At 62.4% G+C, this 26,227-nt stretch carries 21 protein-coding genes; 9 read left to right on the top strand and 12 right to left on the bottom strand.

Annotated features, from left to right (window positions below; all coding sequences use genetic code 11):
• Positions 1–44 precede the first annotated feature (44 nt).
• Positions 45–860: a hypothetical protein gene (locus tag IC757_RS11905; RefSeq protein ID WP_190974530.1), complete on the bottom strand. Its 816-nt coding sequence runs from the start codon at positions 858–860 to the stop codon at positions 45–47.
• On the bottom strand, positions 857–2,509 hold the full coding sequence (locus IC757_RS11900) for a sensor domain-containing diguanylate cyclase (RefSeq protein ID WP_190974529.1): 1,653 nt from the start codon (positions 2,507–2,509) through the stop codon (positions 857–859). Before IC757_RS11900 ends, IC757_RS11905 begins: the two co-directional genes overlap by 4 nt.
• A 146-nt stretch (positions 2,510–2,655) precedes the next feature.
• Here IC757_RS11900 and IC757_RS11895 point away from each other — a divergent pair, with 146 nt between their 5' ends.
• Positions 2,656–3,267, top strand: coding sequence for a hypothetical protein (locus IC757_RS11895; protein WP_190974528.1), 612 nt, complete (start codon positions 2,656–2,658; stop codon positions 3,265–3,267).
• Positions 3,268–3,510: 243 nt separating this feature from the next.
• Positions 3,511–4,656 carry a hypothetical protein gene (locus IC757_RS11890; protein WP_190974527.1) on the top strand — a complete coding sequence of 382 codons (1,146 nt, stop codon included), beginning with the start codon at positions 3,511–3,513 and terminating at the stop codon, positions 4,654–4,656.
• A 90-nt stretch (positions 4,657–4,746) separates the two neighbouring features.
• On the opposite strand, the gene IC757_RS11885 is transcribed toward IC757_RS11890, so the two are convergent.
• The 3 genes from IC757_RS11885 to IC757_RS11875 form a co-directional block, all read right to left on the bottom strand.
• Positions 4,747–6,717: an acetyl/propionyl/methylcrotonyl-CoA carboxylase subunit alpha gene (locus IC757_RS11885; RefSeq protein ID WP_190974526.1), complete on the bottom strand. Its 1,971-nt coding sequence runs from the start codon at positions 6,715–6,717 to the stop codon at positions 4,747–4,749.
• 81 nt (positions 6,718–6,798) lie between these two features.
• The gene (locus tag IC757_RS11880; RefSeq protein ID WP_190974525.1) at positions 6,799–7,584 is read right to left on the bottom strand and encodes an enoyl-CoA hydratase-related protein; all 786 of its coding nucleotides are present in this window, start codon (positions 7,582–7,584) and stop codon (positions 6,799–6,801) included.
• 199 nt (positions 7,585–7,783) lie between these two features.
• Positions 7,784–9,391, bottom strand: coding sequence for a carboxyl transferase domain-containing protein (locus IC757_RS11875; protein WP_190974524.1), 1,608 nt, complete (start codon positions 9,389–9,391; stop codon positions 7,784–7,786).
• 469 nt (positions 9,392–9,860) lie between these two features.
• Between IC757_RS11875 and rpsO the strand changes: the two genes are divergently transcribed.
• The 4 genes from rpsO to IC757_RS11855 all read left to right on the top strand — a co-directional run bounded on the left by rpsO (position 9,861) and on the right by IC757_RS11855 (position 15,325).
• Entirely contained in the window at positions 9,861–10,130 is a 270-nt protein-coding gene (gene rpsO, locus IC757_RS11870) for a 30S ribosomal protein S15 (protein ID WP_190974523.1), read from the top strand.
• 98 nt (positions 10,131–10,228) lie between these two features.
• Positions 10,229–12,322 carry a polyribonucleotide nucleotidyltransferase gene (pnp, locus tag IC757_RS11865; RefSeq protein WP_190974522.1) on the top strand — a complete coding sequence of 698 codons (2,094 nt, stop codon included), beginning with the start codon at positions 10,229–10,231 and terminating at the stop codon, positions 12,320–12,322.
• 147 nt (positions 12,323–12,469) lie between these two features.
• Positions 12,470–12,862 (top strand): DUF6165 family protein, encoded by a 393-nt coding sequence (locus IC757_RS11860; protein WP_190974521.1) that lies wholly within the window; start codon positions 12,470–12,472, stop codon positions 12,860–12,862.
• Between the two features lie 129 nt (positions 12,863–12,991).
• Positions 12,992–15,325, top strand: coding sequence for an Ig-like domain-containing protein (locus IC757_RS11855; protein ID WP_190974520.1), 2,334 nt, complete (start codon positions 12,992–12,994; stop codon positions 15,323–15,325).
• Between the two features lies 1 nt (position 15,326).
• Here IC757_RS11855 and IC757_RS11850 read toward each other — a convergent pair whose 3' ends face one another.
• On the bottom strand, positions 15,327–16,367 hold the full coding sequence (locus IC757_RS11850; protein WP_190974519.1) for a glycosyltransferase family 9 protein: 1,041 nt from the start codon (positions 16,365–16,367) through the stop codon (positions 15,327–15,329).
• A gap of 46 nt (positions 16,368–16,413) precedes the next feature.
• On the opposite strand from IC757_RS11850, the gene IC757_RS11845 reads away from it, so the two are divergent.
• Positions 16,414–17,079 carry a 3-deoxy-D-manno-octulosonic acid kinase gene (locus tag IC757_RS11845; RefSeq protein WP_190974518.1) on the top strand — a complete coding sequence of 222 codons (666 nt, stop codon included), beginning with the start codon at positions 16,414–16,416 and terminating at the stop codon, positions 17,077–17,079.
• On the opposite strand, the gene IC757_RS11840 is transcribed toward IC757_RS11845, so the two are convergent.
• From IC757_RS11840 to purM, 6 genes are all read right to left on the bottom strand, one after another.
• Entirely contained in the window at positions 17,070–19,427 is a 2,358-nt protein-coding gene (locus IC757_RS11840; protein WP_190974517.1) for an AAA family ATPase, read from the bottom strand. The genes IC757_RS11845 and IC757_RS11840 overlap by 10 nt on opposite strands.
• 54 nt (positions 19,428–19,481) lie before the next feature.
• The gene (locus IC757_RS11835; protein ID WP_190974516.1) at positions 19,482–20,423 is read right to left on the bottom strand and encodes an alpha/beta fold hydrolase; all 942 of its coding nucleotides are present in this window, start codon (positions 20,421–20,423) and stop codon (positions 19,482–19,484) included.
• A 12-nt stretch (positions 20,424–20,435) separates the two neighbouring features.
• A complete protein-coding gene (locus IC757_RS11830; protein ID WP_190974515.1) occupies positions 20,436–21,707 on the bottom strand; it encodes a M48 family metalloprotease in 1,272 nt (423 codons plus the stop codon).
• An 85-nt stretch (positions 21,708–21,792) separates the two neighbouring features.
• Entirely contained in the window at positions 21,793–22,572 is a 780-nt protein-coding gene (locus tag IC757_RS11825) for a DUF3108 domain-containing protein (protein ID WP_190974514.1), read from the bottom strand.
• Positions 22,490–23,179, bottom strand: coding sequence for a phosphoribosylglycinamide formyltransferase (purN, locus tag IC757_RS11820; RefSeq protein WP_190974513.1), 690 nt, complete (start codon positions 23,177–23,179; stop codon positions 22,490–22,492). The genes IC757_RS11825 and purN overlap by 83 nt, the downstream gene beginning before the upstream one ends.
• The gene (gene purM, locus IC757_RS11815; protein ID WP_190974512.1) at positions 23,172–24,203 is read right to left on the bottom strand and encodes a phosphoribosylformylglycinamidine cyclo-ligase; all 1,032 of its coding nucleotides are present in this window, start codon (positions 24,201–24,203) and stop codon (positions 23,172–23,174) included. Before purM ends, purN begins: the two co-directional genes overlap by 8 nt.
• A gap of 396 nt (positions 24,204–24,599) precedes the next feature.
• Between purM and IC757_RS11810 the strand changes: the two genes are divergently transcribed.
• Together IC757_RS11810 and IC757_RS11805 are read left to right on the top strand one after the other, a co-directional pair.
• Positions 24,600–25,655 carry a DUF2066 domain-containing protein gene (locus IC757_RS11810; protein WP_190974511.1) on the top strand — a complete coding sequence of 352 codons (1,056 nt, stop codon included), beginning with the start codon at positions 24,600–24,602 and terminating at the stop codon, positions 25,653–25,655.
• On the top strand, positions 25,652–26,224 hold the full coding sequence (locus IC757_RS11805; RefSeq protein ID WP_190974510.1) for a CDP-alcohol phosphatidyltransferase family protein: 573 nt from the start codon (positions 25,652–25,654) through the stop codon (positions 26,222–26,224). The genes IC757_RS11810 and IC757_RS11805 overlap by 4 nt, the downstream gene beginning before the upstream one ends.
• Positions 26,225–26,227 lie beyond the last annotated feature (3 nt).

Raw genomic sequence — 26,227 nt, 5'->3', positions numbered from 1 at the left:
TTTTCTACTAATGGGTTAGTCAGAATCAAATGGAATAACACTTGTCATGACCGACCCAGCGCAAGCCGGCCAAGACACCGCAGTTGCGGACTGGTTTCGATATCCACCGGCATGACATTGGCAGGGTTGGGGTCGGAGATTGGATACGGGTTGAATCCCGGCGTTGATGTCATGCGTTGCTTTCGAAACGTCTGGTAGTGCTGGTCCAGTACGCTGGATGAGATCGAGGGCTGCGCCGGCGGTGCGGCCAGACTGACGGAATCTGCATTGCTGTGACGATCCTGCAGCCACTCCTCGATCAGTTTGGTCACATCGATGTCGGGAAAGGGCTGGTCCAGCTCGGCCGCCACGAGTATGGTGGGCGGTAGTTTCGCCTGCTGCATGGCGTAGTAGACCAGCTCGCTGCAGACCATGTGTCCGGGGTCGAATTTCAGTAGAAGATTGATCAGTTCATGCAGCAGCCAGCGCAGCTTGTCATCCATCGGAATCTTGTTTCTCAAGACCGCGAACACAGCCAGTTGCAGCAGATCGTTCAAGGGGTAGGGTACGTCCAGCTGTTGCATGACGCTGTCGGCCAAAGCCTGGCGCTGTGCGTTATTCAACGCCAGCCCCTGGCTATTCGTGGGGCGCCAGGCGTCGATGAAATCGTAGTACTCGGTCTGTTGCAGGCGGTCGGCCAGTGCAACCTCGCGCGAGGTCGGGTTGGCAGCTTCGACAAAATGTGTTGATGAACACATGATGGCGGCGTGGCTGTAGATCGAATCACCGAACCAGGCGATGAGATCCGAAACCTGGCCAATGCCTTTCATCAGCAGGACGTCTCCGGCTTTCAGCCCTTCGGCCGGAAAGTAGGGGGTCATGGCAATGCTCCTCTTGTCAGTCGGGGTTGATCGGCGATCACAACCCTGTTGCGACCTCCGCGCTTGGCCCGGTACAGTGCCTTGTCGGCACGTGCCATCAGTTTTTCCACCGACTCGCCTGGCCGATGCTCGGCAACGCCAATGGAAACTGTCATTCCGATCGCGGTGCCATCGACGACCTCGCCCTCCCCGGCCACGGCTTGTCGCAATTCCTCGGCGATTCGGCTAGCGGTGTCGCGGTCGGCCTCCAGCACCAGTACAAATTCTTCGCCGCCGTATCGTGCGACCAGATCGTTCATGCGCACATGTCTGAGCAGTATGCGGGCCAGGTGCTTCAGGCAGGCATCGCCCATGGCATGACCGTGTCGGTCGTTGATGGGCTTGAAATGATCAATGTCCAGGAACAGCAGGCTCAATGGCCGACCAATATGCTCGGTGCTTCTTACCAGGGCCTTCAGCGTGGAGTCCAGGGCAGCACGGTTGGGAAGTCCGGTCAGCGGGTCGGTTCGCGCGCGCGACTGGGCATCCCGCATCTCTCTTTCGGCATAGCGGGTCGCGCGAGCCGTGGCAAGCAGCAAGACCATCGCGCCACTGAGATGAGCGATGGGGTGCAGGTACTCCAGCCATACGGGGGTCCCCTGTATGGTCATGAAATACCAGGCTCGCGCCATGCCTGCGGCCGTTGGTGCGCCCCATCCGACAAGAAAGAACCAGGCCTGGCTGCCCGGCCGCATGGTCAGAAAGAGAGCGGCTGTCAGTGTTGTGCCGGCCAGCAGGAGCAACACGATATTGATGACCTGTGAGGCCAGCCAGGAGCCGCCGGCAACGATGTTGATGAGCACGGCAAACCCGGCCAGCAGTAGCAGGAGGCGGAAAACATGATTGAGGATCCGGAAATGCCGTCGGATCTCGAGAAAGCGGTACATCGCCATGTAACCGGCGACGATGCCGATGTTCATGATCACGCTGTTAAGGCGCATCAGGTCCTGGCCCGAGGTCGCCCAGGGCCACCAGCCAGTCACCTCTCCGGACATGACCTGGAAATAAAAGGCCCCGGACAGTACCCACACGGCCATGAGCAGGAATGCCCGGCGGCGCAGGGCCCATGCAAACAAGGCGCATGCAAGTGCCAGGGCCAGCGAGCCGGCGGCAATTGCCGAGGTATAGCGAACGCGCGTCATATCGTCCTGGCGCCAGCTGGCGCGCGGCTGGATATCGACTCCGATGGGCTGATTCCGCGCCGAGTCGACACGCACGAACACCGGCTGCTCCGCAGCCTGCTCCGGCAGGGCCAGGGTCATGCGGTGCAGGGAGCCGATCAGGGGCGGCTCCGTTCTGAATCCCCCCAGGATCTGGGGCTGATACTCAGGCGGCAGGAAAATCGTCAGCTGGCCATCGAAAGCCTCGCGCAGAACCAGGACATGAGGCTCGCCGGTGTCGGGCAGGTCGACCCGCAGTCGCCACCATCGGTGTCGGTTCGACAGCGCGCCCGGTGGCTCGGCCGCTTCCCAGTGGCCGTCTTGCGGGAGGATCTCGCCGGGATCGGTCTTGTCGTCGAGAAAATCGATCTCGATGCCCGGCTCGGCAGCAAACAGGCTGCCCGCAGACAGTATCCACAAGGCGATACAGGCAATCGAGACGCTGCGCACGGCTTCCCTTTCATTAACCCTCGGCACGAACGGGGACAACCTTAGCCTGAATCACCGCAATCTGCCAGCGCGGTGGACCCCGTGACTGCCGGGTTGGCCCAGGCTAGGTCGCAGAAATCGCGGCCGATCAGTATCATGTGGCGCTGATGAGCGCATCTCCACGCAATATTCCCTTAACTGCGCGGCTGGTCTTCAGTGCCTGGATGGTCTTCTGGGTCGCGGTGGTGATGACCCATCACGGGCCACAGAACTTTTTCTGGCTGTGCAACCTGGCACAGTTCATCATTCTGTATGCGATCTGGCGTGGCAACCGGCTACTGCTGTCCAGCCAGGCCGGACTGGTCTGCCTGGTGGGCCTGGTCTGGACGCTGGATCTTGTCGTGGCGCTGATCTTGGGCGGGCACAGTCTGACCGGCTTTACCGCCTACATGTATTCCGATGAGCTGCCCCTGATTGCCAGAGCCGTATCGCTTTATCACGTCTTTCTGCCGCCGTTCCTGCTGTGGCTGGTCTGGCGGCGCGGTTACGATGGGCGCGGTGTTTGGCTGCAATGCGTTATCGGGGCGGCTGGCGTCATCGGTGGCTGGCTATGGACCGAACCGTGGCGCAACGTCAACTGGGTCCATGAGTTCTTCGGCACGGAGCAGGTCTGGATGCCAGATCCACTTTGGGTCGCCTTGCTCGTGATTGCCTATCCCTTGCTGATCTTCCTGCCAGGGCACTTCCTGGTTCGATGGTGCCTGTCCAAAGCACCTTGAGTCATCATTCGCGGCGCGGAGTGGAGTGACACCTGCCATGGAAGTTCATGGCGGCTGTTGCGTACTGCTGGCGCATCGCAAGCTGGCCTGATGTACCCTCTGCACTTTTCTGATCGGAGAGTCCAGGTGTTCTGCCGAACCTTTTTATTCCCTGCCCGCCGCTTCGGCGGGGTTCCAGTCCGTCTGCCACCTGCCATGGCATTGGTCTTTCTTTTGGCCGCTGGGCCAGCCGTTTCCCAGAACATGCAGCCGCTCTGGAAGGAAGGTGCTTTTCAGATCACGCTGGATTCGATCGAGAAGCTTGATCCTCCTGAGCTGAGCGCCCAGGTCAAGGCGACCTGGCTGACCTACGTGGGCCGACAGGACCGTCTGGACCGGATGGAAAAGTCGCTGCCCGGCCCGGACCGGGAGTGCCTGGGGGAGCGTGACGAGGAGGCCGAGCAGTGGGTGGACGCTGATCAGTGGATTTCGCGGCGGCTATCGGACCATCGCGTCGTGATGTTCAACGAGAATCACTTCCGGGTTGAGGCCAGGGCGTTTGTGCTGGGCTTGTTGCCTCGACTGAAGGACGCCGGGTTCACCCACATAGGGTTCGAGGCATTTCAGATGCCGGATGTGATGGCTGAACATGCAGAACAGGCCGGTCTGGACCCGTGGCGTTACTCTCCTTCCGATGGTGGCTACACGCACGAGCCGCTGTTCGCGGCGCTCGTCCGACAGTCCGATGCAACGGGACTGGAGATTTTCGGCTACGAAATCAGTGAGTCGCCTCCCGACGATGCGGATATGGCCGAATCGATTGCGTTTCGGGAGCAGGGTCAGGCCGACAACCTGGCATCGCAGATTGATGCGGCGGGAGAGGATGCGCGAGTCGCCATCTTTGCCGGATGGTCGCATATCGCCAAGGAGCCGCTTCGCGGTGGCCAGCGCTGGATGGCAGCGCGCTTCCGGGAGCAGACGGGTATCGATCCGCTCAGTGTGGATCTGACCACCTGCATGTTGCCGGTAGAGACGGAACGTCCACCCGAGACCGGACGAATACCCCTGGACGCCGACGGCGCACCGATCGTGGTTGGGCAGTACCGGGGTGCGGTGGACGCTCAGGTGCATCTGCCTGCGCCAGCCGGAGGCGAGGTTATGCCCGGATTCCATCGACAGGCGCTGGGCGTGGCCACGGCCATTCCGGCCGAATTGCTGGATGAGGAAAACCCGGTTCTGGTTCGGGCGCTGCGGGAAGATCGCGCTTCCGACGCGGTGCCGGATGATCAGGTACTGGTCTATCCCGGTGAGTTACTTTCGCTTTATCTTCCGGCCGGGCACAGCTACCGGCTCGTCGCTCATCTTGGCGATGGCAGTGTAATCGCCCGCAAGACAATATCGGTGGAGTAACACTTGATCCACAGGGCCAGGCGGGAACAGGCCTGCCATCGAGGCGTAGACCGGGACGCGCGGCCGGCCGCTCCAAGCCGGCTTCTTCGCTTATTCGCCCGAAGTAATCTCCAGCAGCACCGCGTCGGCCTCCACCAGGTCGCCGGCTGCCACCGCGAGCTGGTCCACCTGTCCGTCGATGGGCGCCTTGATGGCCAGCTCCATTTTCATGGCTTCCATGATCAACAGGGTGTCGCCTTCGCTGACCTCTGCGCCGGCTTCGGTACGGATCTCGAGCACCTTGCCGGGCATGGGGGCGACCAGTCGGCCGTCGCCGCCGCCGGCATCGGTGATGGCTTCGAAGCGGGCATGGCGAGTCAGGCGCCAGCGATGGTTGTCCAGGCAGATTTCCAGCGCATGCTCGTCGGCCGAATGGATCTGCAGACGACGGGACTGACCGTTGGCGGTCAGTCGAAAGGTGTCCGTGTCGACTTCAGCGAGATCCACGGTCAGGTTGTCGCCGTCGAGCTGCAACTCGTAGCGGCCGCTCTCGCCCCTGGCCTCGATCAGGTGGCGGCCATTGCCATACTCCAGGTCCAGAGATCGGGTGGCCGGAGAGCCCAGACGCCAGCTGTCGCAGTGGTCCCAGGGGGTACGGCCGGACGAGGCGCTTTCCTGCTCAAGCAGCCAGCGGCCGGCGGCAGCCGCAATGACTTCGGCCGGTGGTTCGCGCTTCTCGAAAACGGCTGCGAGATCGCGGTCGAGCAGCCCGGTATCCAGCCTGGCTTCGGCAAACACATCCGATCCGGCCAGCGCCTGCAGAAAGCCCAGGTTGGTGGTCGGGCCGGACACGAAGCTTGCGGCCAGTGCCTGGTTGAGACGGGCCAGGCAGGCAGCGCGCGAATGGTCGTGAACGATGAGCTTGGCGATCATCGGGTCATAATGCATGCTGACTTCGTCGCCGGCCTCCACGCCGGAGTCGACGCGAACATGGTCGCCGGTCGGCAGATTGAGTTGACCGATGGTGCCGGTGGAGGGCACAAATCCCTGTTCGGCATCCTCGGCGTAGATACGCGCCTCCATGGCATGACCGTTGACCCGGATGTCGTTTTGGGCCAGCGGCAGCTTTTCTCCGGCGGCCACGCGCAGCTGCCACTCGACCAGGTCCAGGCCGGTGATGCATTCGGTGACCGGGTGTTCGACCTGCAGACGGGTATTCATCTCAAGAAAGAAGAATTCGCCACCGTCGACCATGAACTCCACGGTGCCGGCACCGACATAGTCCACCGCTTCGGCCGCACGGACAGCGGCGGCAAGCAGGTTCTGACGGATGGAGTCGTCCAGGTTGGCTGCCGGGGCTTCCTCGATGATCTTCTGATGCCGGCGCTGGCTGGAGCAGTCGCGTTCGAACAGGTGCACGGTATGGCCGTGGGTATCGGCAAAAACCTGTGCTTCGATATGGCGCGGACGCTCCAGGTAGCGTTCGAGAATCATGCGCTCGTCGCCGAAGGCGCCGGAGGCTTCGCGACGAGCGGCCTGGAGGGCCTCCGCAAAGTCGTTTCTGGATTTGACCACGCGCATGCCCTTGCCGCCACCGCCGGCGGCCGCCTTGAGCATCAGCGGAAAGCCGACCCGTTCGGCCTCGGCCATCAACTTGTCGTCGGATTGGTTATCGCCGTGGTAGCCGGGAATCAGCGGCACATCGGCGGTTTCCATTTTTGCCTTGGCGGCGGCCTTGGAACCCATCAGGTCCATGGTCTCGGGTGACGGGCCGATCAGTGTGATGCCGGCTTCGCGCACGGCGCGGGCAAAGTCGGCATTCTCGGCCAGAAAGCCGTATCCGGGATGGATAGCCTCTGCGCCGGTATCATTTGCCGCCTGTATGATTCTGTCGATGGAAAGATAGGAGTCGCGCGCCGGTGCCGGGCCGATATGAACGGCCCGATCGGCCAGACGCACGTGGCGGGCACGGGCATCGGCATCGGAATACACGGCCACGGTTTCCACGCCCAGACGGCGGCAGGTGGCGATGATGCGGCAAGCGATCTCGCCGCGGTTGGCTATAAGAATGCTACGGAACATGGGTGATCTCGTTCGTGTCTGTTTTGCCCGCTGGGGACAGCGGCTTCGATATTGACTGGGAAGGCATCAGCCCTCTTCCCTCTATCCTTCAGTCCATGACGGCTTTCGCTTCTCGAGGAAGGCATTCAGGCCTTCCTGGCCTTCGCTGGAAACCCGCAGTGAGGCGATCATCTGCGAGGTCTGGCGGTCCAGCTCGGCTGGGTCGCTGGCATGAGTCGCAATGGTGCGAATCAGTTCCTTGACGCGGCCCTGGGCTTTTGGTCCGCCGGCCAGCAGGAGGTCGATCAGGTCGTGGACATGCCCATCGAGATGGGCCGCGGGCACCGCGGCGGTCACCAGGCCGATGCGAATGGCGGTGTCGACGTCCATGCGTTCACCGGTAAGCATGAAACGTCGTGCATGCTTGACGCCGATCTTCGGCACCACGAAGGGCGCGATGGTAGCCGGCGCCAGCCCCAGCCGAACCTCGGTCAGCCCAAACCGGGCGGTCTCTATGGCCACGGCCATGTCGCAGCAGGCAATCAGCCCAACACCCCCGCCAAAGGCATGACCATTGACCCGGGCAATGGTCGGGCAGGGCAATTGATCGAGCTTGCGCAGCATGGCAGCGAGGTTCTCGGCATCCCTGCGGTTCTCGTCCTCCGTGGCTTCGGCCATGGCCCGCATCCAGTTGAGGTCTGCCCCGGCAGAAAACGAATGCCCCTTGCCCGTCAGAACAAGAACACGCGCCTGCTCGGCCACCTGATCGAACGTGTCACTCAACTGCACGATCAACTCGGCGTTGAAAGCGTTGTGCACTTCGGGTCGGTTGAGCGTCAGCGTCGCCACGCCACGGTCGTTGGTTGTCAGTGTCAGTAGTTCAGTCATGGTTCATTCTCTTTGCCTTCCAGATCGGAGCGGACGTGGAAAGTGGGGGTGTTTAAGTGGGAAGTGTTAAGTGTTAAGAACCGATGAGTTGGCTCCACACCTAACACCTAACACCTCCCTTCCCTGAAGCCTCGGCCCCGCAGCTTCGACCAGCTCAACCGCAAGCCCGCCCACTTCACACTTCACACTTCTTTCTTCCCTACATCCGAAACACACCAAACCGCTCGCGTTCGATCGGTGCATTGGCCGCAGCAGCCAGGGCCAGGCCGAGGGCGCGGCGGGTATCGACCGGGTCGATGATGCCGTCATCCCACAGGCGTGCGCTGGCGTAGTAGGGGTGGCCCTGGTGTTCGTACTGGTCGCGAATGGGTGCTTTGAACTGCTCTTCGTCCTCGGCCGGCCACTCTTCTCCGCGCGACTCCAGAGCGTCGCGTCGCACGGTGGAGAGCACACTGGCAGCCTGTTCGCCGCCCATCACCGAGATCCTGGCATTGGGCCACATCCACAGGAAGCGAGGCTGGTAGGCGCGACCGCACATGGCGTAATTGCCGGCACCGAACGAGCCACCAATGACAACGGTGAACTTCGGAACGTGCGAGCAGGCCACGGCCGTGACCATCTTGGCGCCGTCACGGGCAATGCCCGATTGTTCGTATTTCTTGCCGACCATGAAGCCGGTGATGTTCTGCAGGAATACCAGCGGGATATTGCGCTGGTTGCAAAGCTGAATGAAATGCGCGCCTTTCAGGGCCGATTCGGAAAAGAGGATGCCGTTGTTGGCCACAATGCCGACCTTGTAGCCATGGATGCGGGCAAAGCCGCATACCAGCGTCGTGCCATAGCGCGCCTTGAACTCCGAAAATTCGCTGCCGTCGACGATGCGGGCGATGATCTCGCGCACTTCAAACGGGTAGCGGGTGTCGTCGGGCAGAATGCCGTAAAGATCGTCGATCGGGTGTGCCGGCTCCACGGTCTCTGCTTCCGGCTGAACCGCCGGCTCAGATCGATTGAGATCGGCCACCAGGTCGCGCGCGATGGCCAGGGCGTGGGTATCGTTTTCGGCAAAGTGATCAGCCACGCCCGACAGCCGGGTATGTACGTCCGCACCGCCCAGTGTTTCGGCATCGACTTCCTCGCCGGTGGCGGCTTTCACCAGCGGCGGGCCACCGAGAAAAATCGTGCCCTGTTCCCTGACGATGACGGCTTCGTCGCACATGGCCGGCACATAGGCGCCGCCGGCTGTACACGAGCCCATCACCACGGCGATCTGCGGGATGTTCTTTGCCGACAATCTGGCCTGGTTGTAGAAAATGCGCCCGAAGTGGTCGCGATCGGGAAACACCTCGTCCTGCAACGGCAGGAAGGCGCCGCCGGAGTCGACCAGGTAGATGCACGGCAGATTGTTTTCCAGTGCAATCTCCTGGGCGCGCAGGTGCTTCTTGACCGTGATCGGATAGTAGGTGCCGCCTTTCACGGTGGCGTCATTGGCCACCACCATGCACTCGACACCGGCCACGCGGCCGATGCCGGCGATAACTCCGGCCCCCGGCGCGGCATCGTCATACATGCCGTCGGCCGCCAGCGGTGCGACCTCCAGAAAGGGACTGCCGGGATCAAGCAGCGTGCGCACACGCTCCCTGGGCAGCAGCTTGCCGCGGTCCAGATGCTTCTGACGCGAGCGCTCAGGCCCGCCCAGCGCAGTCTGCTCAAGCTTCTCGCGCAACTGCTCGGCGAGGCCGCGATGATGCTTGTCGCGAGCAACGAAATCCGGATCCTTGCGGTTGATCTGCGTATCCAGCCGCGGCATGAAAACTCCCTGTGGTGAGAACGCGGACATTGTATCCGACCGCGCGCAAGGGGGCACGGTGGTTGGAGGTGGGGTGATTTGGAGGTGGGAGCTTTTGGTGTGGCGGAGTGTTGGGTGTTATGTGTTAAGTGTTATGTGTTAAGAAACAGGGGGTTGGGGTCGACTTTGGCGCCTAACACCTAGCACCTAGCACCTAGCACCTAACACCACCTTCCCCCTCCGAAGCCCCGGAACCGCCGCCCCGACCAAACCAACCGCAAGCCCGCCCCTTCACACTTCCCCCGCCCAAGGGCCATTTTCGTCCCATCCCGATATTGCCACTGGCAGTGCAAACCGTTTACAATTGCGGGCTTGATGAAAAACCGGCGATCGGGGCTTTTGCACAAAGCCCGGCCTGGCGGGTTCCGCCAGTGGGTTTTCTGGAAAAGCCCGGTCGCCCCGACATTTGATTTTTTGGAGTATTTGCAACATGACTCTGACTGCAGAACAGAAGAGCGAAGTGGTCAAGGAATACCAGCTCTCTGAGGGTGATACGGGTTCTCCGGAAGTCCAGGTGGCGCTGCTGACCGCGCGCATCCAGGAACTGACCGGGCACTTCGACAAGCACAAGAAGGACCATCACTCCCGCAGAGGCCTGCTGAAGCTGGTCAACCAGCGTCGCTCGCTGCTCGATTACGTGAAGAAGAAAGACGTCAAGCGCTACCGTGAGTTGATCGAGCGGCTTGGCCTGCGTCGCTGATTGCGAGTTTTGACGGCGATTTGAAATGAACACCCCGGCGGCAGTCTGCACTGCGCCGGGGTGTTTTGTATTGCGAAAGTGCAAATTGGAGTGAAGAAGTGAAGAAGTTTACGAAGACATTCAAGTTCGGCGAGCAGGACGTCACGCTCGAAACCGGGCACGTGGCCCGTCAGGCCGATGGCGCCGTTCTGGTGACCATGAACGATACGGTCGTGCTGGTCACTGCCGTTGCCCGCAAGGAAGTCAAGCCGGGACAGGCGTTTTTCCCGCTGACGGTCAACTACCAGGAAAAGTTCTATTCCGCCGGCAAGATCCCCGGTGGTTTCTTCAAGCGCGAAGGGCGTCCGACCGAGAAGGAAACCCTGACATCGCGTCTGATTGACCGGCCCATCCGTCCGCTGTTCCCCAAGGGTTTCATGAACGAGACCCAGGTGATCGCGACCGTGATGTCGTCAAACCCGGATGTGGACGGTGACATTCCGGCGCTGATTGGCGCCTCCGCCGCCCTGATGCTGGCCGGTGTGCCGTTCCAGGGCCCGATTGGCGCTGCCCGCGTCGGCTTCATCGACGGCGATTACGTGCTCAACCCCAGCCAGACCCGACTCGAGGAATCGAAGCTCGACCTGGTGGTCGCCGGTACGTCCGATGCCGTGCTGATGGTTGAATCCGAAGCTGACCTGCTGACCGAAGAGCAGATGCTGGGTGCCGTGTCCTACGGTCACGAACAGATGCAGGTAGCGATCAAGGCCATCGAGGAACTGGCCGCCGAGGCCGGCAAGCCGAAGTGGGACTGGCAGGCACCGGAGAAACCGGCCGGCCTGGACCAGAAAGTGGCCGAGCTGGCCGCCGAGGGTCTGGCCGCCGCCTACCAGCACACCGACAAGACCACGCGTCGCGAGGCCATTTCCGAGTTGCGCAGCAAGGTCGTCGAGCAGCTTTGCCCGGAAGACGACGAGAACGCTCCGAGTGCCGAGGAAGTGTCTGAAGAATTCGCCGCGCTCGAGAAGAAGCATGTGCGCGATCAGATTCTCGACGGCAAGCCGCGTATCGACGGTCGTGACCTGACGACCGTGCGCCCGCTGGACATGCACACCAGTGCTTTCCCGCGCACCCACGGTTCGGCCATCTTCACCCGCGGCGAGACCCAGGCCATGTGCGTAGTCACGCTGGGTACCGGCCGCGACGCGCAGATCATCGACGCCATCGAGGGCGAGTACAAGGAGCAGTTCATGCTCCACTACAACTTCCCGCCGTTCTGTGTTGGCGAGACCAGTTTCATGCTCGGTCCCAAGCGTCGCGAAATCGGCCACGGCAAGCTGGCCAAGCGCGCGCTCAACGCGGTCATTCCGAAGGGCGAGGAGTTCCCCTACGTGCTGCGCATCGTCTCGGAGATCACCGAGTCCAATGGTTCCAGCTCCATGGCCACCGTCTGCGGCAGTTCGCTGGCGCTGATGGATGCCGGTGTGCCCGTGCGTGCGCCGGTGGCCGGTATAGCCATGGGTCTGATCAAGGATGGCGATCGTTTCGCCGTGCTGACCGATATCCTCGGTGACGAGGATCACCTCGGCGACATGGACTTCAAGGTGGCCGGTTCCGAAGACGGCGTCACCGCCTTGCAGATGGACATCAAGATCACCGGCATCACCGAGGAGATCATGAAGGTGGCGCTCAGCCAGGCCAGCGATGCTCGCAAGCACATCCTCGGCCAGATGAACGAGGTGATCTCCACGCCGCGCGACGAGATGAGCCAGTACGCACCGCGTCTGTTCACCATGAAGGTGCACCCGGACAAGATCCGTGACGTGATCGGCAAGGGTGGCGCCACCATCCGCCAGATCACCGAGGAGACCGGGACCACCATCGATATCCAGGATGACGGCACCGTGACCATCGCCTCGGTCAACCAGGCCGCGGCCGACGATGCCCGCAAGCGCATTGAGCAGATTACTGCCGACGTCGAAGTGGGTGCGGTCTACGAGGGCACGGTCACCAAGATCATGAACTTTGGTGCTTTCGTGACCATCCTGCCCGGCAAGGACGGCCTGGTGCATATCTCGCAGATCTCCAACGAGCGAGTCGAGAACGTGACCGACGAGTTGGCCGAGGGGGACAAGGTCAAGGTCAAGGTTCTCGAAGTGGACAAGCAGGGCCGGATTCGCCTGAGCATGAAGGCGCTCAAGGAAGGCGAATAGGCCGGTCCGTTCTGCCTGTAGACCGGTCCGGGACGCCCGGCCGGTCTCTGTCGGCCCGGTTCGCCTGGTGGCGACACCCGGGCCCGGCAGATATTTATCGTTTCAACGACATGATCATGGCTTTTGGGGTACTCGGAGGGCTGTTCCATGGAGCTGCTGGTGCCGGTTTCGCCCGGCGAACTGCTTGATAAACTCACCATTCTCGATATCAAGCTCAGGCACATCGACGATGCCGAAAAGCTGGCCAACGTGCGGCGGGAGCACGAATTGCTCGGTCGCGTCTGGCAGGAAGCGGGGCTGGAGGCGCCACGGCTGGGTTCGCTGAGAGCGGAATTGCTGAACGTCAATCAGCGGCTGTGGCAGATCGAGGACGATATTCGCGACTGTGAACGTGAAGGCCGGTTCGACGAAGCGTTCATCTCCCTGGCCCGGTCGGTCTACATCGAAAACGATCGCCGCGCGGCGCTGAAGCGGGAGATCAATCGGCTGCTGGGCTCGAAAATCGTGGAAGAGAAGTCCTACGCCCGATACCGCGGCTGAATTTCCCGGCCCGGGCGGGGGAGGGGTTCCCGGTCGCTGTCCCGATTATCATGTCAGTCATGGGATGTAAATCTCGTTTTTGCTACTATAATCCTCAATTAACCTGACAATAATCCGGGGCATCAAGGCATGATTCGCAAAACCTCTCTGGCAGTTTCGCTGGCACTCGCTGCCGTTGTGGCCGCCCAGGCACAAGTCGATGACAACGACGAGCCGGTCTCCGTGCAGCAGTCTCCAACGTTTCAGTTCATTGGCGATCGATACCGAGTCGGCGTCGGTGTGGATTCCGAGTTTGACTTTATCGGCGAGTTTCAGGCATCGCTGTCCGAAACCGACCGCAGCGCCTGGATCGGCGAGGGCTGGCTGGGTCGCGAGGGCGCCGGTGGCCTGAAGGTCAACTACCACTGGCTGTTCAACACCACGGCCGAGGAAGGCCCGGATGGCCCGGTCTATACCGATGGCCGGGTGGCCAAGCTGTTTCTGGCGGCTGATCAGAACCAGTACGACGACCGCAAGCTCACCTTCGGTGCCGGGTACGAGTACCGCGACTGGTTCTTCGCCGGCTACGGCATGACTTCGCTGACCGACGAGCGTCTGGTCAATCGGGTCATCGATTTCGACGAGCGGCTGCAGACCGGCACCATTGATGGTCGCGGCTTTACCCGTGTTGATACCATCGAGACGATCACCGACTTCTTCGAAGCTCCCTATGACTGGGGCGTTGGCCTGAGAGCCGGGCGCTATTTTGATGAGCAGCTGGTGCGCCTGCGCGGTGGCCTGGATTACGAGAGCGGTGATTTCGGCTCTTCGCAGCTGACCGGTTCGCTGTCGCTGGACAAGCATTTCGCCAACAGCCCGCACAGCCTTTCGCTGCGGACGAGCTACTACAGCAAAAGCGGTGATTTTGTCGATGACCGCAACGATCTGCGTGGCAGCCTGGTCTACAGCTACAGTTTCGGCGGTCACTCGCATCGCCCCGCCCGCCAGTATCGTGATGTGGAAGTCACGCGTGAACCCGAGCCCCGCTACGAGGAGCAGGTGGTTGCCACCGAGGTGACCTTGAGCGACGAGGCCACGTTCGATTTCGATAGTGCCGAACTCAGGCCAGGTGCCCGGGAAACCCTCAATGAGCTGGTGGAGGCCATCCGCGAAGGCGGCCTGGTCAGCACCATCCAGGTGGTGGGTCATACCTGTGATATCGGGCCCGAAGAGTACAACCAGGGGTTGAGCGAGCGACGTGCACAGTCGGTGGTCGAATACCTGGCCACGCGCGGCATCGAAACCGACGAAGTGGACTGGGAGGGCCGTGGCCTGCATGAGCCGCGCTACCCGAATGACTCCGAAGAGAACCGCAGCCGCAACCGGCGCGTGGAGATCAGCTTCGTGACCGAAGAGTCGCGCACCGAGCGCATTCAGGTTGGGCCGGACGAGCCGGTGACCGAGATCGAGCGGGTTGAAGTGCCGGTCGAGGCGCCGTGGATTCGCCGTGCGCTCCGCAATCCTGTTCGCCACAAGCGTATCGTCGATTTCTACCGCTACCAGGAAAGCACGACCAGCATCACCGAGGGTGATGTGGTATTCGACAATCAGCCGCCGGTGGCCAACGACAATCAGTTCTCGGTCGAGAAGGATTCGACCGACAATGCGCTTGACGTGCTGGCCAATGACAGTGATCCCGATGGGGATCCGCTCAGCATCATCGAGGTCACCCAGCCCTCGAATGGCCAGGCGGAGATTGGCAGCGATGTCATCCTGTATACGCCCAATAGCGGGTTTGTCGGGACCGACACGTTCAGCTACACCATCGACGATGGCTTCGGCGGTCAGGCAACGGCCAGCGTGACCGTCATGGTCGAGGCGCCGGGTGAGCCGCCGGTTGCCGACGACATCGAAGTTTCGACCGAGCGCACCCGCCCCGTGGACGTGGATGTGCTGGCCGCAGCGTCCCTGCCCGACGGCGGCAGCCTGGAGATCGCTTCTTTCAGTCAGCCGTCTGACGGCAGCGTGACCCAGGTCGGCAACCAGTTGCGCTATCAGCCCGATCAGCTGTTTTACGGTGAAGACAGCTTTACCTATACCGTTGTCGACGAACGCGGCCAGGAGGCCAGTGCCACCGTGTTCGTCGATGTGGCATTTGCCAATCAGGCGCCGGTTGCTCGGCCAGACGTCGCCTCAGCGCCTGCAGGGGTGCCGGTGACTGTTGATGTGTTGGCCAATGATTTTGATCCAGATGGTGATCCGCTGGAAGTGATCTCGGTACAGCAGATTTCGCTGGCGCCAGCTGAAGCGGTGATCAATGAAGACAACACAATTACCTTCACCATCAGCGATACGTGTCATGGCACCAATTTCTTCCGTTACACGATATCTGACCCATTCGGTGCGACTTCGACGGCTACAGTTAGAGTCGAGCGTGATGACAGTGGGACAGAAGGCTATGACCCATGTCAGGTCGAGGAGTAACCTAGAGTAGTTCTCTCAGTTTCTCGATGACATCCCCCGGCGTGATGAGCTCCATCACGCCGGGCCGTTCCAGGCGGTAGCCCCAGCGCACTTTCTCGGGGGGCTTGTCCAGGAAGTGACGGGTTGCCTCCGGGAAGCGATCAACGCAGTGTTCAAGGCTTCCCCAGGGGCCGGAGCGACGCGACCAGGTTGCAGCATACAGCCCGACAACCGGAGTGCCCATGGCCGCGGCCAGGTGGGCGGGGCCGGAGTCCGGGGTGACCAGGCAGGCGGCCCGGTCGTACATGGCCACGGCCTGTTCCAGGGTGTCTTTCCCAATCAGGTTGAGCGGGCGGTTGCGCATGGCCTGCTCAATGGCCAGGCCAAGTGAAATTTCCGACTTCCCCGGTCCTCCGACCAGGATGACCGGTCTGTCGGTCTGTTCGATCACCCAGTCTGCAATTTCGGCATAACCCGACGTTGTCCAGTTTCTTTGCGGGTGGCTGGAAGCCGGGCTGATCAGCACGGCATGTCCGACCCTGGGCTGGTGTCGCTGTGCAAATGCCCGCGCTTGGTCGGTTAGTGGCAGTCGCCGTTCGACGCCATGGGTGGGTAGTCCGAGGTGGCGCGCAAATTCCAGAAAGGCCTGGGCCTGATGCTGAAAGGGCCGCGCCGGTATGCGTTCGTTGATCACCAGGCCATGGCCTTCGCGAGAGCGGAATCGATCAAAACCGATGCGACGACGAGCCTTGACGCGCGCGGCCAGCAGATTGGAGCGCATGGAAACCTGGGCATGCAGGAGGATATCGAACTGGCGCTTGCCAAGACGGCGGCGCAGGTCCCGGATTGCGGCCCGACCCCGGCGCTTGTCGAATACAATGAACTCGACCGCGGGCAGATTGGCGACCAGTCGATGCTCGGTCTGTCCCACGATCCATGTCACAGCGGTGTCGGGCCAGGCGTTCTGCAAGACGCGCAGCAATGGAACCGTATTGCAAACGTCGCCCAGGGCCGAAAGTCTGAGCAGGCATATCGATCTGGGCGATGGTGGAATTATGCTCATCTAAAAAATCGGGAGTCCATGTTCATGTCCGGAACTGCGTTCTGCCATGTCTGAAGCGTTGTTCAGCGCACCGTCACTGCGCATTCTATACGACCCCGAACGGGTCACTGCGATTGCACCGGAATGGCTCGACCCGTCATTCTGGCGCTTGCGTCGCGACGTGGTCGACGAACTGGGCGGACGCGGACAGGCACTGCATCTGGCCACGCCAGCCGGTGCGGCCGTGCTCAGACGATATCTGCGCGGAGGGCAGGCAGCACGGCTGAGTCGTGACCGTTTCCTGTTTTCTGGTTACGAGCGGAGCCGCGCCCTGCGGGAGTGGCGGGTGCTGGCCCTTCTCAGGGCAAGAGGGTTGCCGGTTCCCGCTCCCCTGATGGCCAGTTGCGAACGGTCCGGCCCGACCTATCGTGCCGGCCTGCTGACCGAGCTATTGCCCGAGACTGTCTGTCTGGCTGATGTGGCTGGCCAACTGGCCAGCGATGACTGGCAGCGATTGAGCCGGGTCCTGCGGGAGTTTTTCGATGCCGGGCTGGTCCATGCCGACCTCAATGCCCGAAATATTCTGATCGATGCCGCCGGACGATGGTACCTGATCGATTTCGATCGGGCCCGCCTGCACGATCGCCCCGTACGCGGCGATCGAATGCTGGCCCGCTTGCATCGCTCACTGGTCAAGCTGGGGCTGGACGAACACCTTTCCGGTCAGCTTTGACTGGACTGCATGGCTTGGGCGCGCGCCCGTGCCAGCAAGCTGTCTTCCGTGAACTGGCCATCCTGCCAGGTGCCGGGATGCTGGCCGGTCAAGAGCTCCAGCGCCTGGGTCAGGGTATCCAGTCCGTAGAGACGGAAGGTGTTGCTGGTGCAGGCCTTGATGATCTCCTGGTCCGGAGCCAGGCGGTCAACGTTGCGCCGGGCCAGGGCCACTCCCTGCTTGCCGCTGAGGCTGTCGGCCAGGCAGGCCTGGTAAAAAGCCTCGACGCGTTCGGTGATGCGTCGAACGGGAGTGAGCTGACCGCGGAGGTCGACGGCCGCGCTGATCAGCAGCTCCTGTCGCACCGGTACCCCGGCCAGGGTTGCCAGCAGCGCGCAGGCCAGGGGTGCCATTGCAGCCTCGATGTCATCGGAGCCTGGTGGTGGTCCTCCGGACTGGGAAAGGCGAACCTCCGGCGCGTTGCCGTCAAGGTGCAGAAATCCGGCAATCGTTTCGGCCAGGGCCGGCACTGGTCGGCTGAACGGGTCTCCGTTCTGGTCGACTCCGGTCCAGTGGGCCTGCGGACTGGCACTGACGCTTCCAATGGCGATATCGATGCGCACCGGGAGGGCAAAGCGCTGGTCCAGCGTGGCCAGGGTGGTGGTGATGTTGATCTGTCCGACTCTGCGGCCGCGTGTTTCCAGGGCGCGGGTGCCGGATGACAGCAGTTCGAGCGCTTCGAACCAGGCAACAGATGCCCGTTCGCGCCGTGCCTCCAGGGCCTGTTCGATGTCAGTGTGGCCGACCTGGTCGCGACCAGCCTCGCCGGCAAGGAAAGTGGCTTCTCGAAGGAGAAAGGCCAGATCGCTTTCATCGGGCACCAGGCGGTCAGCGCGGCCACTGCGGCGAAGCACGTGATCGATCACGGCGTTGATCGCCGAGCGATCGAGCGGGAGCAGCGACTGCTCCTTGATGATGGTCGCGAGCAGCGCGGCAACCTGTTCGATGCCCTCCTCGTCGTTGGGAATCGACTCGCGCAGTCGCGCCATGACCCGAAACTGCTGGGCAAACTCCCGGTCGAGCGAGGCCAGCTTGCCATAGGCATCCGCGTCGCCGTAAAGAATCACGCCGCAATCAATGGGAATCGGATCGGGTTTGAGTGACTGTGCCGACTGGGACTGTTCGGGGACGGGAGCCAGAATCTCGGTCGCCTCCGAACGCAGTGAGCGCACCAGCCGGCGCAGCAGAACGGGCTGATCGATGAGGTCTTCGGCATCCAGGACGACAAATCCGCCATCGGCTTCGATCAGCGCGCCGGCGTGGATGCCATGGAACGAGGCAACCGCCCGCTCGCCGCTGCGCCAGACAGGATTGACGCCACCAAACAGACTGCCGGGCGAGATCAGTTCGGGTGCAATGAACGGAGCGGTTTTTTCCCCTGAATCGGTCTTGAGGATCTTGACGCCGTAAAGAACGGTCGGATCGGCCAGGTGGCCCGTGTCGTGACCGACACGTTTTTCCAGAATGTCGTCGATGACGTCGCGTAGAAACAGGTCGACGCCATCGGCTCGAAATTGCCGTGCGATCTCCGCGGTCATTTCCCCCAAAAGACGCGCGGTTTCCGAGGTCTTGATCTGGTCGATCTGGCGTTGCGCGTCGTGCCAGATTTCGCGGATCTGGCGGGCGATCCGGTGCATCTCGGGTTGGTGGTGCTCGATCTTTTCCTGGATGTCGCGCCGCTCTTCCTCCGTGACCTGTTTGCGGGCCACCAGGTCGCGGAATTCCTCGAAGCTGACCGGCTTGCCCAGCATGCGCACGCCAATCTCGATTCTCGCGTTGGCGCCGGATTGTGAGCGCAGGAGCCCCAGTCCGTCGGCCTTCAGCTGTTTTTCGACGGGGCGCAGCAGCTCACGCACATCGCGCTCGGCGGCCGACAGGCGCGACTCGCAGCGGCTGCGGATCGGGTCATTGCCCAGAATCTCGGGCAGACGTTCGCGCACGAACAGGCCAATGCGCATCATCTGTTGCTGAAAGGCTCTTCCCTGGCCGCTCTTGAGCCGGATGAGCCTGGGCCGGTCGGGGTTGGAGAAATTGTGGACATAGCAGAAGTCGCGCGATTGTCGCGGCTCCGGCTTCAGTTCACGCACGACGCTGTCGATCATCTGCCGGCGACGGCTTCCGGGGCGGCCACACACGTAGACGTGTTGTCCGTTCCCCGGAAACAGCAGACCAAAGCGCAAGGCGCGCCGTGCCGCATCCTGACCGATTGCCCCTGACAGCGGTGTCAGGTCACGGGTGGAATCGAAGTCGATCCGGTGGCTGATGGCGCGTTGCTTCAGCTGTTCCGGCGGAATCAAGAACCTGGACAATGTGCCTCCCTTCCCTGAGCTGTGCAGGAATTACCCCGTAATGCGTCAAATTTACTACAGACTGTGCCGACTTGCTTGCCGATGAGGCCTGAAGTTGCGCCAGGCCTCGCTACAGGGTCCCGGATGTTCCAGCATGGGCAGGTGGCCGCAGTTCTCCAGCAGCCGGCTTTCGCTTTCTGGCAGAAGGGCTGCCAGGCGTTCCAGGCCCGAGGGGTGCAGCACCCTGTCCAGAGCCCCCCACAGGATCAGGGCCGGAGTGGGCAGATCCCGGGCCAGCTCTTCCAGTGGAGGCGAGTCGAAACGCAATTGGTGAAAAATGGCTTCGGCACGATCCTGGCCGGCTGCCGCGCGCTCGGCCAGGTAATGCCTGACCGGGCGAGGCATCCATGGCCGTCTGACGAAACATAGATCGATAAGACGCTCGAAATCGCTACGATTGCGCACCACCAGCGGGTTGTGCAGCCCGGCAGCGACGGCCTCGAACACTTCTGCGAAGGGTGGCTCCTGCAGCCCGCCCGGTGCCAGCAGGAACAGGGATTCGATTCGTTCGGGAGCCATGCGGGCCAGGGCGACGGCCACGTATCCGCCCATGGAGCTGCCCCCGAGCTGGCATCGGTCGACACCCATCGCGTCCAGCCATTCCAGCAGGCGACGGGCCTGGGATTCAACGTCATATTCCAGGGGGGTCACGGTCTCCGTCAGACCGAAACCGGGCAGGTCGGGGGCCAGAACCCGGCAGCTTTGCCGTACTCTGCGGGTCAGTCGGGTGAAGTGATGGGCATCGGCGTTGAAGCCGTGAATCATTACTAGCGTCTGGCCACGACCGGCTTCCAGGTAATGCCAGCGGATGGGTCCGAGCGTGAGCCAGCGGCTTTTCATGCCGCAGTGCCAGCGCTCCAGCGCCAGCAGGGTTCGCGCGACCGGTATGGGCAGCAGCCACCAGGCCGCGGCGACAGTCAGTGCGGCAAGCAGTGCCGCGAACAGGGCCAGTGTCATGCCCGAGACGGTCTATTCCACGCCCATGTCGGCCAGGGCCTGACGGGCCCGGCGTCCGGCATCGCCGTCGGACTGAGCCGCGGTGCGATAGTGTTTCACGGCTTGCTGCCGGTTGCCGCTGGCACGCTCGACATTGCCCAGATGGTAATGACCTTCGGCCGTTTCCAGCCGATCAATGCTGGCGCGCAGGTCACTGCGCGCGCCCGACAGCTCACCCAGGCGTTCACGTACCATGCCGCGTCTCAGGTGTTGATAGAACCAGCTTTCATCGCGCGCCAGGGCCGAACTGTAGGCGGACTCGGCGTCGGCATAGCGACCCAGCGATGCCAGGGCATCGCCGCGCAGTGCATGGAAGGTGGGTTCGCCGTCTTCCAGGGCCAGTGCTTCTTCGGCCCTTGCAAGTGCCTTCTCGTGATCTCCCTGCTGCAGCGCCAACCGGCCCTTGTCGTGGGCTTCATAGGCCGGCTCCAGGGCCTTGATGCCGGCGATGGCCTGCTGGTACCGATCACGACCAACCTCGCCGCCGGCACCGAGATCGGCCAGGGTTCGGCGGTTGTTCTCGACGCGCTCGCGTGAGGGCGGATGGGAAGCGAACAGGCCGGCCATGAAGCCGGGGTCGCGGCCTTCGGAAAGACGCAGGAACGATTCCATGAGATCGACTGCGCCCTGCGGGTCGTAGCCGGCCCGGTGCATGTAGATCATGCCGTAATAGTCCGCTTCACGCTCGGCGTCGCGCGAATAGCGCTGAGTGATGAGTTGGGCACCGAGCATGCCGCCCAGCATGGCGACCGAGGCGTAGTCCTCGCGTTCGGTGGCCACTCCCACTGCAATGCCACCCAGAACGACCGCGCTCTGGGTCAGGACTGCTCGGGACTGGGCGCGTGCGCTGTGACGGGCGGCGGCGTGGACGACTTCGTGGCCGAGTACGGCGGCCAGTTCGGCTTCCGAGCCCATCTCGGTGAGAAGGCCCCGATTGATCGAGATCTTGCCGCCGGGCAGCGCCCAGGCATTGGGCACCGAACTGTTGATGATCTCGAACTCGTAGGGGAGGTCACGATCGGACTCGGCGGCCACGCGCTGGCCGACTTCCTTCACGTAGGCCACCAGTTCGGTCTTGAGCACGAAGTCGCCGCCCTGGGACTGGCGCAGGGGGGCGTAGTACTGTTCACCGGTCTGCAGCTCCCAGCGCTCATCGACCAGGCTGAGTTCACGTTCCCCGGTCACCGGATTGACCGCGCAGCCGACCAGGAAGAGCAGGGCGACAAAAACAGCGGGAAGTCTCATGGTCTCGACTCGGTGTTTGTCTGCGATGATTATAGGCCTGAATTGTGATCCGTGAATCGTGACGGGTGAGCCACGCGCTCCACCGTCAGCAACTGGTGTCGCCCAGCTCGATCGAGGTTTCGAGCAGGCGTACGTCCAGTTCGTCGCGGTCCTTTCGGGTCTGCAGGATGCGCAGTGGCATCCAGTGGAAGTTCTCGGAATGCCAGGACGTGTTGGTGCGCACCGAATCGGGGCGCTGGACCCGTTCAAGGAAAATGGCATCGAAGCAGCCGGCCGGGACTTCCAGGCGATCCTCGCCGCCGTAGGTGAAGCCCTCGTCGTCGAGTTCGTCCTCGTCGATCAGGCGAAACTGGTGATCGGCGCTGCGGCGCTCCGGGTCGTTCAGGTCCACAGCCAGCTGCAGCCTGAGGCTCAGGGGGTCGACCATCTCCGGCTCGATTTCGTGGGTGAACTCGCCCTCCGAGCTTTTCGTGTGGACGATCTTTTCGTCCCAGTCGAGGCGGTGCTGCCAGTACTCCGTTCCGCGCGGGGTGCGCAGTACCTGGTGGTAGGTCAGCATCAGGATGCGGTTGTCGCGCCACACGAAATGGGCCGATTCCTCGCCGGACAGTCGCAGCAGGCGCGCCAGGCGGTGGGTGGCTTCGGTCTCGGTGTTGTAGTACCAGATGCCGTCGTCACGCTGGCTAAGCGAGACATGGATCTCGCCAATCTTGGTCCCCCGCCTGAGCACCTCGTAGGTCGCGGTATGCGGCGGCAGTGGCGCGTCGCTGTTAGAGCCGGCTTCAGCGTTCACCGGGCCGGACCAGGCGACCGTCATCGTCCAGATCGCGGCCAAGCCGAAGGGGAGCAGCAATCGTTTGATCATCAATGCAAATATCCTCATCGCGCAATTCGACACGGTGATCGAGCAAAAGTGCCAGTGTCGCCGGATATAGGCGGTGCTCGAGCGGCAGCAGTCGATCCGCCAGTGTATCGGCTGTGTCGTCTTCTGCAACCCGCATCCGCACCTGGGCGATGACGGGTCCGGAGTCGAGTGCGGGAGTAACGAAGTGCACGCTTGCGCCATGATCGCTCTCGCCGGCCTCAAGCACCCGGCGGTGGGTGTTGAGGCCGCGGTGGCGCGGCAGCAGGGATGGATGGATATTGATCATCCGTCCCAGGTAGTGATGCACGAGATTGGCCCCCAGTACCCGCATGAATCCGGCCAGCACCACCCAGTGGGGGGCAAAGCCGTCGATGGCGGTCATCAGCGCCTTTTCGTAGTCGTCGCGCCCGGAAAAGTGGCGCGGTTCAATGCAGACCGTGTCGACGTCCTGATTGGCAGCCAGTTCCAGCGCACCGGCGCCGGCGCGGTCGCTGATCATGGCACCGAGGGTCGCTGCCAGTCGTTGCTGCTTGATGGCGTTGAGAATGGCCTGGAAGTTGCTGCCGCGACCCGAGGCGAGCACGACCAGGCGCGGTTGCTCAGACAAAGCGCACGCGCTCCCCGCTTTCGTGCCGGACGATGCGCCCGATCACCGGCGCCGGTTCGTCGAGGCGAGCGGCAATTGGTGCTGTCATCGATTCGGGCACGATCAAGACAAAACCGATGCCCATGTTGAATGTGCGTCGCATCTCAGCCGAGTCGATCTTGCCGACTTCGGACAGCCAATGGAACACGGCCGGTGGCGTCCAGGTCCGGCTGTCGATCTCCAGCCCCAGGTGCTCGGGGATCACACGCACGATGTTCTCGGTCAGTCCGCCACCGGTAATATGCGCCATGCCGCGAATGTCGAAACCCCCGATCAGGTCAAGTATTGCGGGGACGTAAATCCGGGTCGGGGCCAGCAATGCCTCGCCCAGCGGCTGACCATCGAGATCCTGACTCAGATTCGCTCCGCTGACTTCAATGACCTTGCGAATAAGGGAATAACCGTTGCTGTGCGGGCCCGACGAGGACAGACCGAGCACCACGCAGTCCTCGTCGATGCCCATGCCGTCGATCAGCGCGGAACGCTCGACGGCACCGACGGTGAACCCGGCCAGGTCGTATTCTCCCGGACCGTACATGCCAGGCATTTCGGCGGTCTCGCCACCAATCAGGGCGCAGTGAGCCTGGCGGCAGCCCTCGGCAATGCCGGCTACCACATCGGCGGCCGCATCCACTTCCAGCTTGCCGCAGGCGAAATAGTCGAGAAAGAACAGCGGCTCGGCACCACAGACCAGGATATCGTTGACACACATGGCCACCAGGTCGATGCCGATGGTGTCGTGCCTGTCCATCTGCCGTGCCAGCAGCAGCTTGGTGCCGACCCCGTCGGTGCCGGAAACCAGCACGGGATCGTTGAAGCGTTCGCCGAGGTGGAAGAGGCCACCGAATCCTCCCAGTCCACCAAGCACCTCGGGACGGGAAGCACGGGCCACCAGCGGCTTGATGCGGTCGACCAGTGCATTGCCGGCATCGATATCGACACCGGCATCGCGATAACTGAGGCCGGGGGACTTGTTTTCGGACATGGTTGGGGGTGTTGGGTGGTTTGAGGAGGATTTTACGGGATTGGGGGAGGTGGTGCTTGGGGGTGGGGCGGTGGGGTAAGTGTTAAGTGTTAAGTGTTAAGTGTTAAGTGTTAAGTGTTAAGTGGGGTGGGAGGCAGGGCTGCGGGGTTTGCCGCCCTTTGGGCGGCAAGAAGCGACCAACCAACGGTCTGCGAGCCGCAGGCGAGTAGACAATTGCTTGACGGGTTGGTTGGTTGCGGTTTGCCGCCCTTTGGGCGGCAAGAAGCGACCAACCAACGGTCTGCGAGCCGCAGGCGAGTAGACAATTGCTTGACGGGTTGGTTGGTTGCGGTTTGCCGCCCTTTGGGCGGCAAGAAGCGACCAACCAACTCCCCATATGGTATCTTTCCCCGACTTATGACCCGCATTTTCACACATCTGCCCGTGGTGTCGTTTTTGCTTGCGCTGGTGCTTCTGGCTCCGGTGGTGCTGGCTAGTGATCTATATACCGGCGAGGCGGTTTTGCCTGATGATGGCGGCATGGATGATCGGGCCGTTCGGCGGGCCCTGGACGAGGTGTTGCTGCGTTTGACTGGACAGGTCGAGCATTCGCCAGTCGAATCACTGGCGCTGGGGTCGGCCGAGATCAACAACCTGGTCCAGGCACGGCACACCGTGCGTCGGGATCGACTGCAAGAGTCCGGTGAAACGGTGACCGAGCTGCGGGCACGGGTCGAGTTCGATCAGCGAGCTGTCGATCGGCTGCTTCGGGAACATGGCATGCCGCGCTGGGGCCGGGAGCGGCCGGCCATTCTTCTGTGGATGGCTGTTGAGGATGAAGAGGGCGCGACATTTGCCGAAGATCCCTGGCTCGAGGCGGTGGTGGCCGAGCAGGCCCGACGTCTTGGGCTGGATATTGTCTGGCCGCTGGGCGATGCGCTGGACATGGCGGAAGTGGCGCTGGCCGATATTCGCGGCGGGTTTCTGGATTCCGCCATGCCGGCGGCCCGGCGGTACGGCAGCCAGGTGGTCGCGATGCTGGATCTGCGCAAGGAGCCGGCTCTCGATAGCCCAATCTGGTCGGCACGTTGGTACTGGCGAGTGGGCGGAGCCGATGCCGGCTTGCAGCATACCGGTCTGTACCGCGACATGCTGATCCAGCGTGGCATGGAGCGCCTGGCATCGGCCATGGCGAGCCGCTATGCAGTTCGGGAATCGGAGGGCGATAGCGGTGTGCGACGGATTCGTGTCGAGGGAATCGTCGACGATGTGCATTTCGCCGAAGTCCAGTCCTACCTGGCCGATCTGAGCGTTGTGGAAGATCTGCGCGTGGTCCGTGCCGGTGGGCGCAGTCTAGAGTTCGAGCTCGAACTCGGGGGCGAGGGTCTGGAGCAGTTTCTGGAGATGGGAGGTCTGGTGGATCGCGCCGGTCCGCCAGACGGGGATGTTTTGTTGTATCGGTTGCGCCGTTGAATCTGAGCTGGTTACCCAATCTGCTGACCATTGGCCGCATGATCGTGGTGCCACCGATCGTGTGGTTGCTGCTGATCGGGCACTACCAGTGGGCACTGGCCCTGGCCATCTTTGCCGGTCTGTCCGACCTGCTCGATGGCTGGCTGGCACGGCGATTCAGTTGGCAAAGTCGCTTCGGAAGCCTGGCCGATCCGCTGGCCGACAAGTTCCTGATGGTGGCTGGTTACCTGACGCTGGGCTGGCTGGGCGAGCTGCCCTGGTGGCTGATCGGGATGGTCATCTTCCGGGACCTGGTGATTGTCGGCGGCGGCATGATCTATCACCTGAGGTTCGAGCGCGTGGTGGCCGAACCCACCCAGCTGTCGCGATTCAATACCTTCTGCCAAGTGTTTTTGATGTGGTTCGTGCTGGTGCGGCTGGCCGGCGTGCCGTTTCCGCCTGAGGCGCAGATCGGGCTGGTGTGGCTGGTCGGTTTCATGACGCTGGTGACGCTGGTTCAGTATGTCTGGATCTGGACCCGGCGCGCTGTCGAGATCAGCCGACAGCGGGCTGGCGATGATTCCTCCTGACGG

Source organism: Wenzhouxiangella sp. AB-CW3, assembly GCF_014725735.1.
Classification (GTDB): domain Bacteria; phylum Pseudomonadota; class Gammaproteobacteria; order Xanthomonadales; family Wenzhouxiangellaceae; genus Wenzhouxiangella.
This window is presented reverse-complemented; position numbering and strand designations above follow the sequence as displayed.

Excerpts from the sequence above, each read along its gene's own strand:
- IC757_RS11905 (WP_190974530.1), bottom strand. The coding sequence starts at position 860 with ATGACCCCCTACTTTCCGGCCGAAGGGCTGAAAGCCGGAGACGTCCTG.
- IC757_RS11895 (WP_190974528.1), top strand. The coding sequence starts at position 2,656 with ATGAGCGCATCTCCACGCAATATTCCCTTAACTGCGCGGCTGGTCTTC.
- IC757_RS11890 (WP_190974527.1), top strand. The coding sequence starts at position 3,511 with ATGCAGCCGCTCTGGAAGGAAGGTGCTTTTCAGATCACGCTGGATTCG.
- IC757_RS11885 (WP_190974526.1), bottom strand. The coding sequence starts at position 6,717 with ATGTTCCGTAGCATTCTTATAGCCAACCGCGGCGAGATCGCTTGCCGC.
- IC757_RS11880 (WP_190974525.1), bottom strand. The coding sequence starts at position 7,584 with ATGACTGAACTACTGACACTGACAACCAACGACCGTGGCGTGGCGACG.
- IC757_RS11875 (WP_190974524.1), bottom strand. The coding sequence starts at position 9,391 with ATGCCGCGGCTGGATACGCAGATCAACCGCAAGGATCCGGATTTCGTT.
- rpsO (WP_190974523.1), top strand. The coding sequence starts at position 9,861 with ATGACTCTGACTGCAGAACAGAAGAGCGAAGTGGTCAAGGAATACCAG.
- IC757_RS11860 (WP_190974521.1), top strand. The coding sequence starts at position 12,470 with ATGGAGCTGCTGGTGCCGGTTTCGCCCGGCGAACTGCTTGATAAACTC.
- IC757_RS11855 (WP_190974520.1), top strand. The coding sequence starts at position 12,992 with ATGATTCGCAAAACCTCTCTGGCAGTTTCGCTGGCACTCGCTGCCGTT.
- IC757_RS11850 (WP_190974519.1), bottom strand. The coding sequence starts at position 16,367 with ATGAGCATAATTCCACCATCGCCCAGATCGATATGCCTGCTCAGACTT.
- IC757_RS11845 (WP_190974518.1), top strand. The coding sequence starts at position 16,414 with ATGTCTGAAGCGTTGTTCAGCGCACCGTCACTGCGCATTCTATACGAC.
- IC757_RS11835 (WP_190974516.1), bottom strand. The coding sequence starts at position 20,423 with ATGACACTGGCCCTGTTCGCGGCACTGCTTGCCGCACTGACTGTCGCC.
- IC757_RS11830 (WP_190974515.1), bottom strand. The coding sequence starts at position 21,707 with ATGAGACTTCCCGCTGTTTTTGTCGCCCTGCTCTTCCTGGTCGGCTGC.
- IC757_RS11825 (WP_190974514.1), bottom strand. The coding sequence starts at position 22,572 with ATGATCAAACGATTGCTGCTCCCCTTCGGCTTGGCCGCGATCTGGACG.
- purM (WP_190974512.1), bottom strand. The coding sequence starts at position 24,203 with ATGTCCGAAAACAAGTCCCCCGGCCTCAGTTATCGCGATGCCGGTGTC.
- IC757_RS11810 (WP_190974511.1), top strand. The coding sequence starts at position 24,600 with ATGACCCGCATTTTCACACATCTGCCCGTGGTGTCGTTTTTGCTTGCG.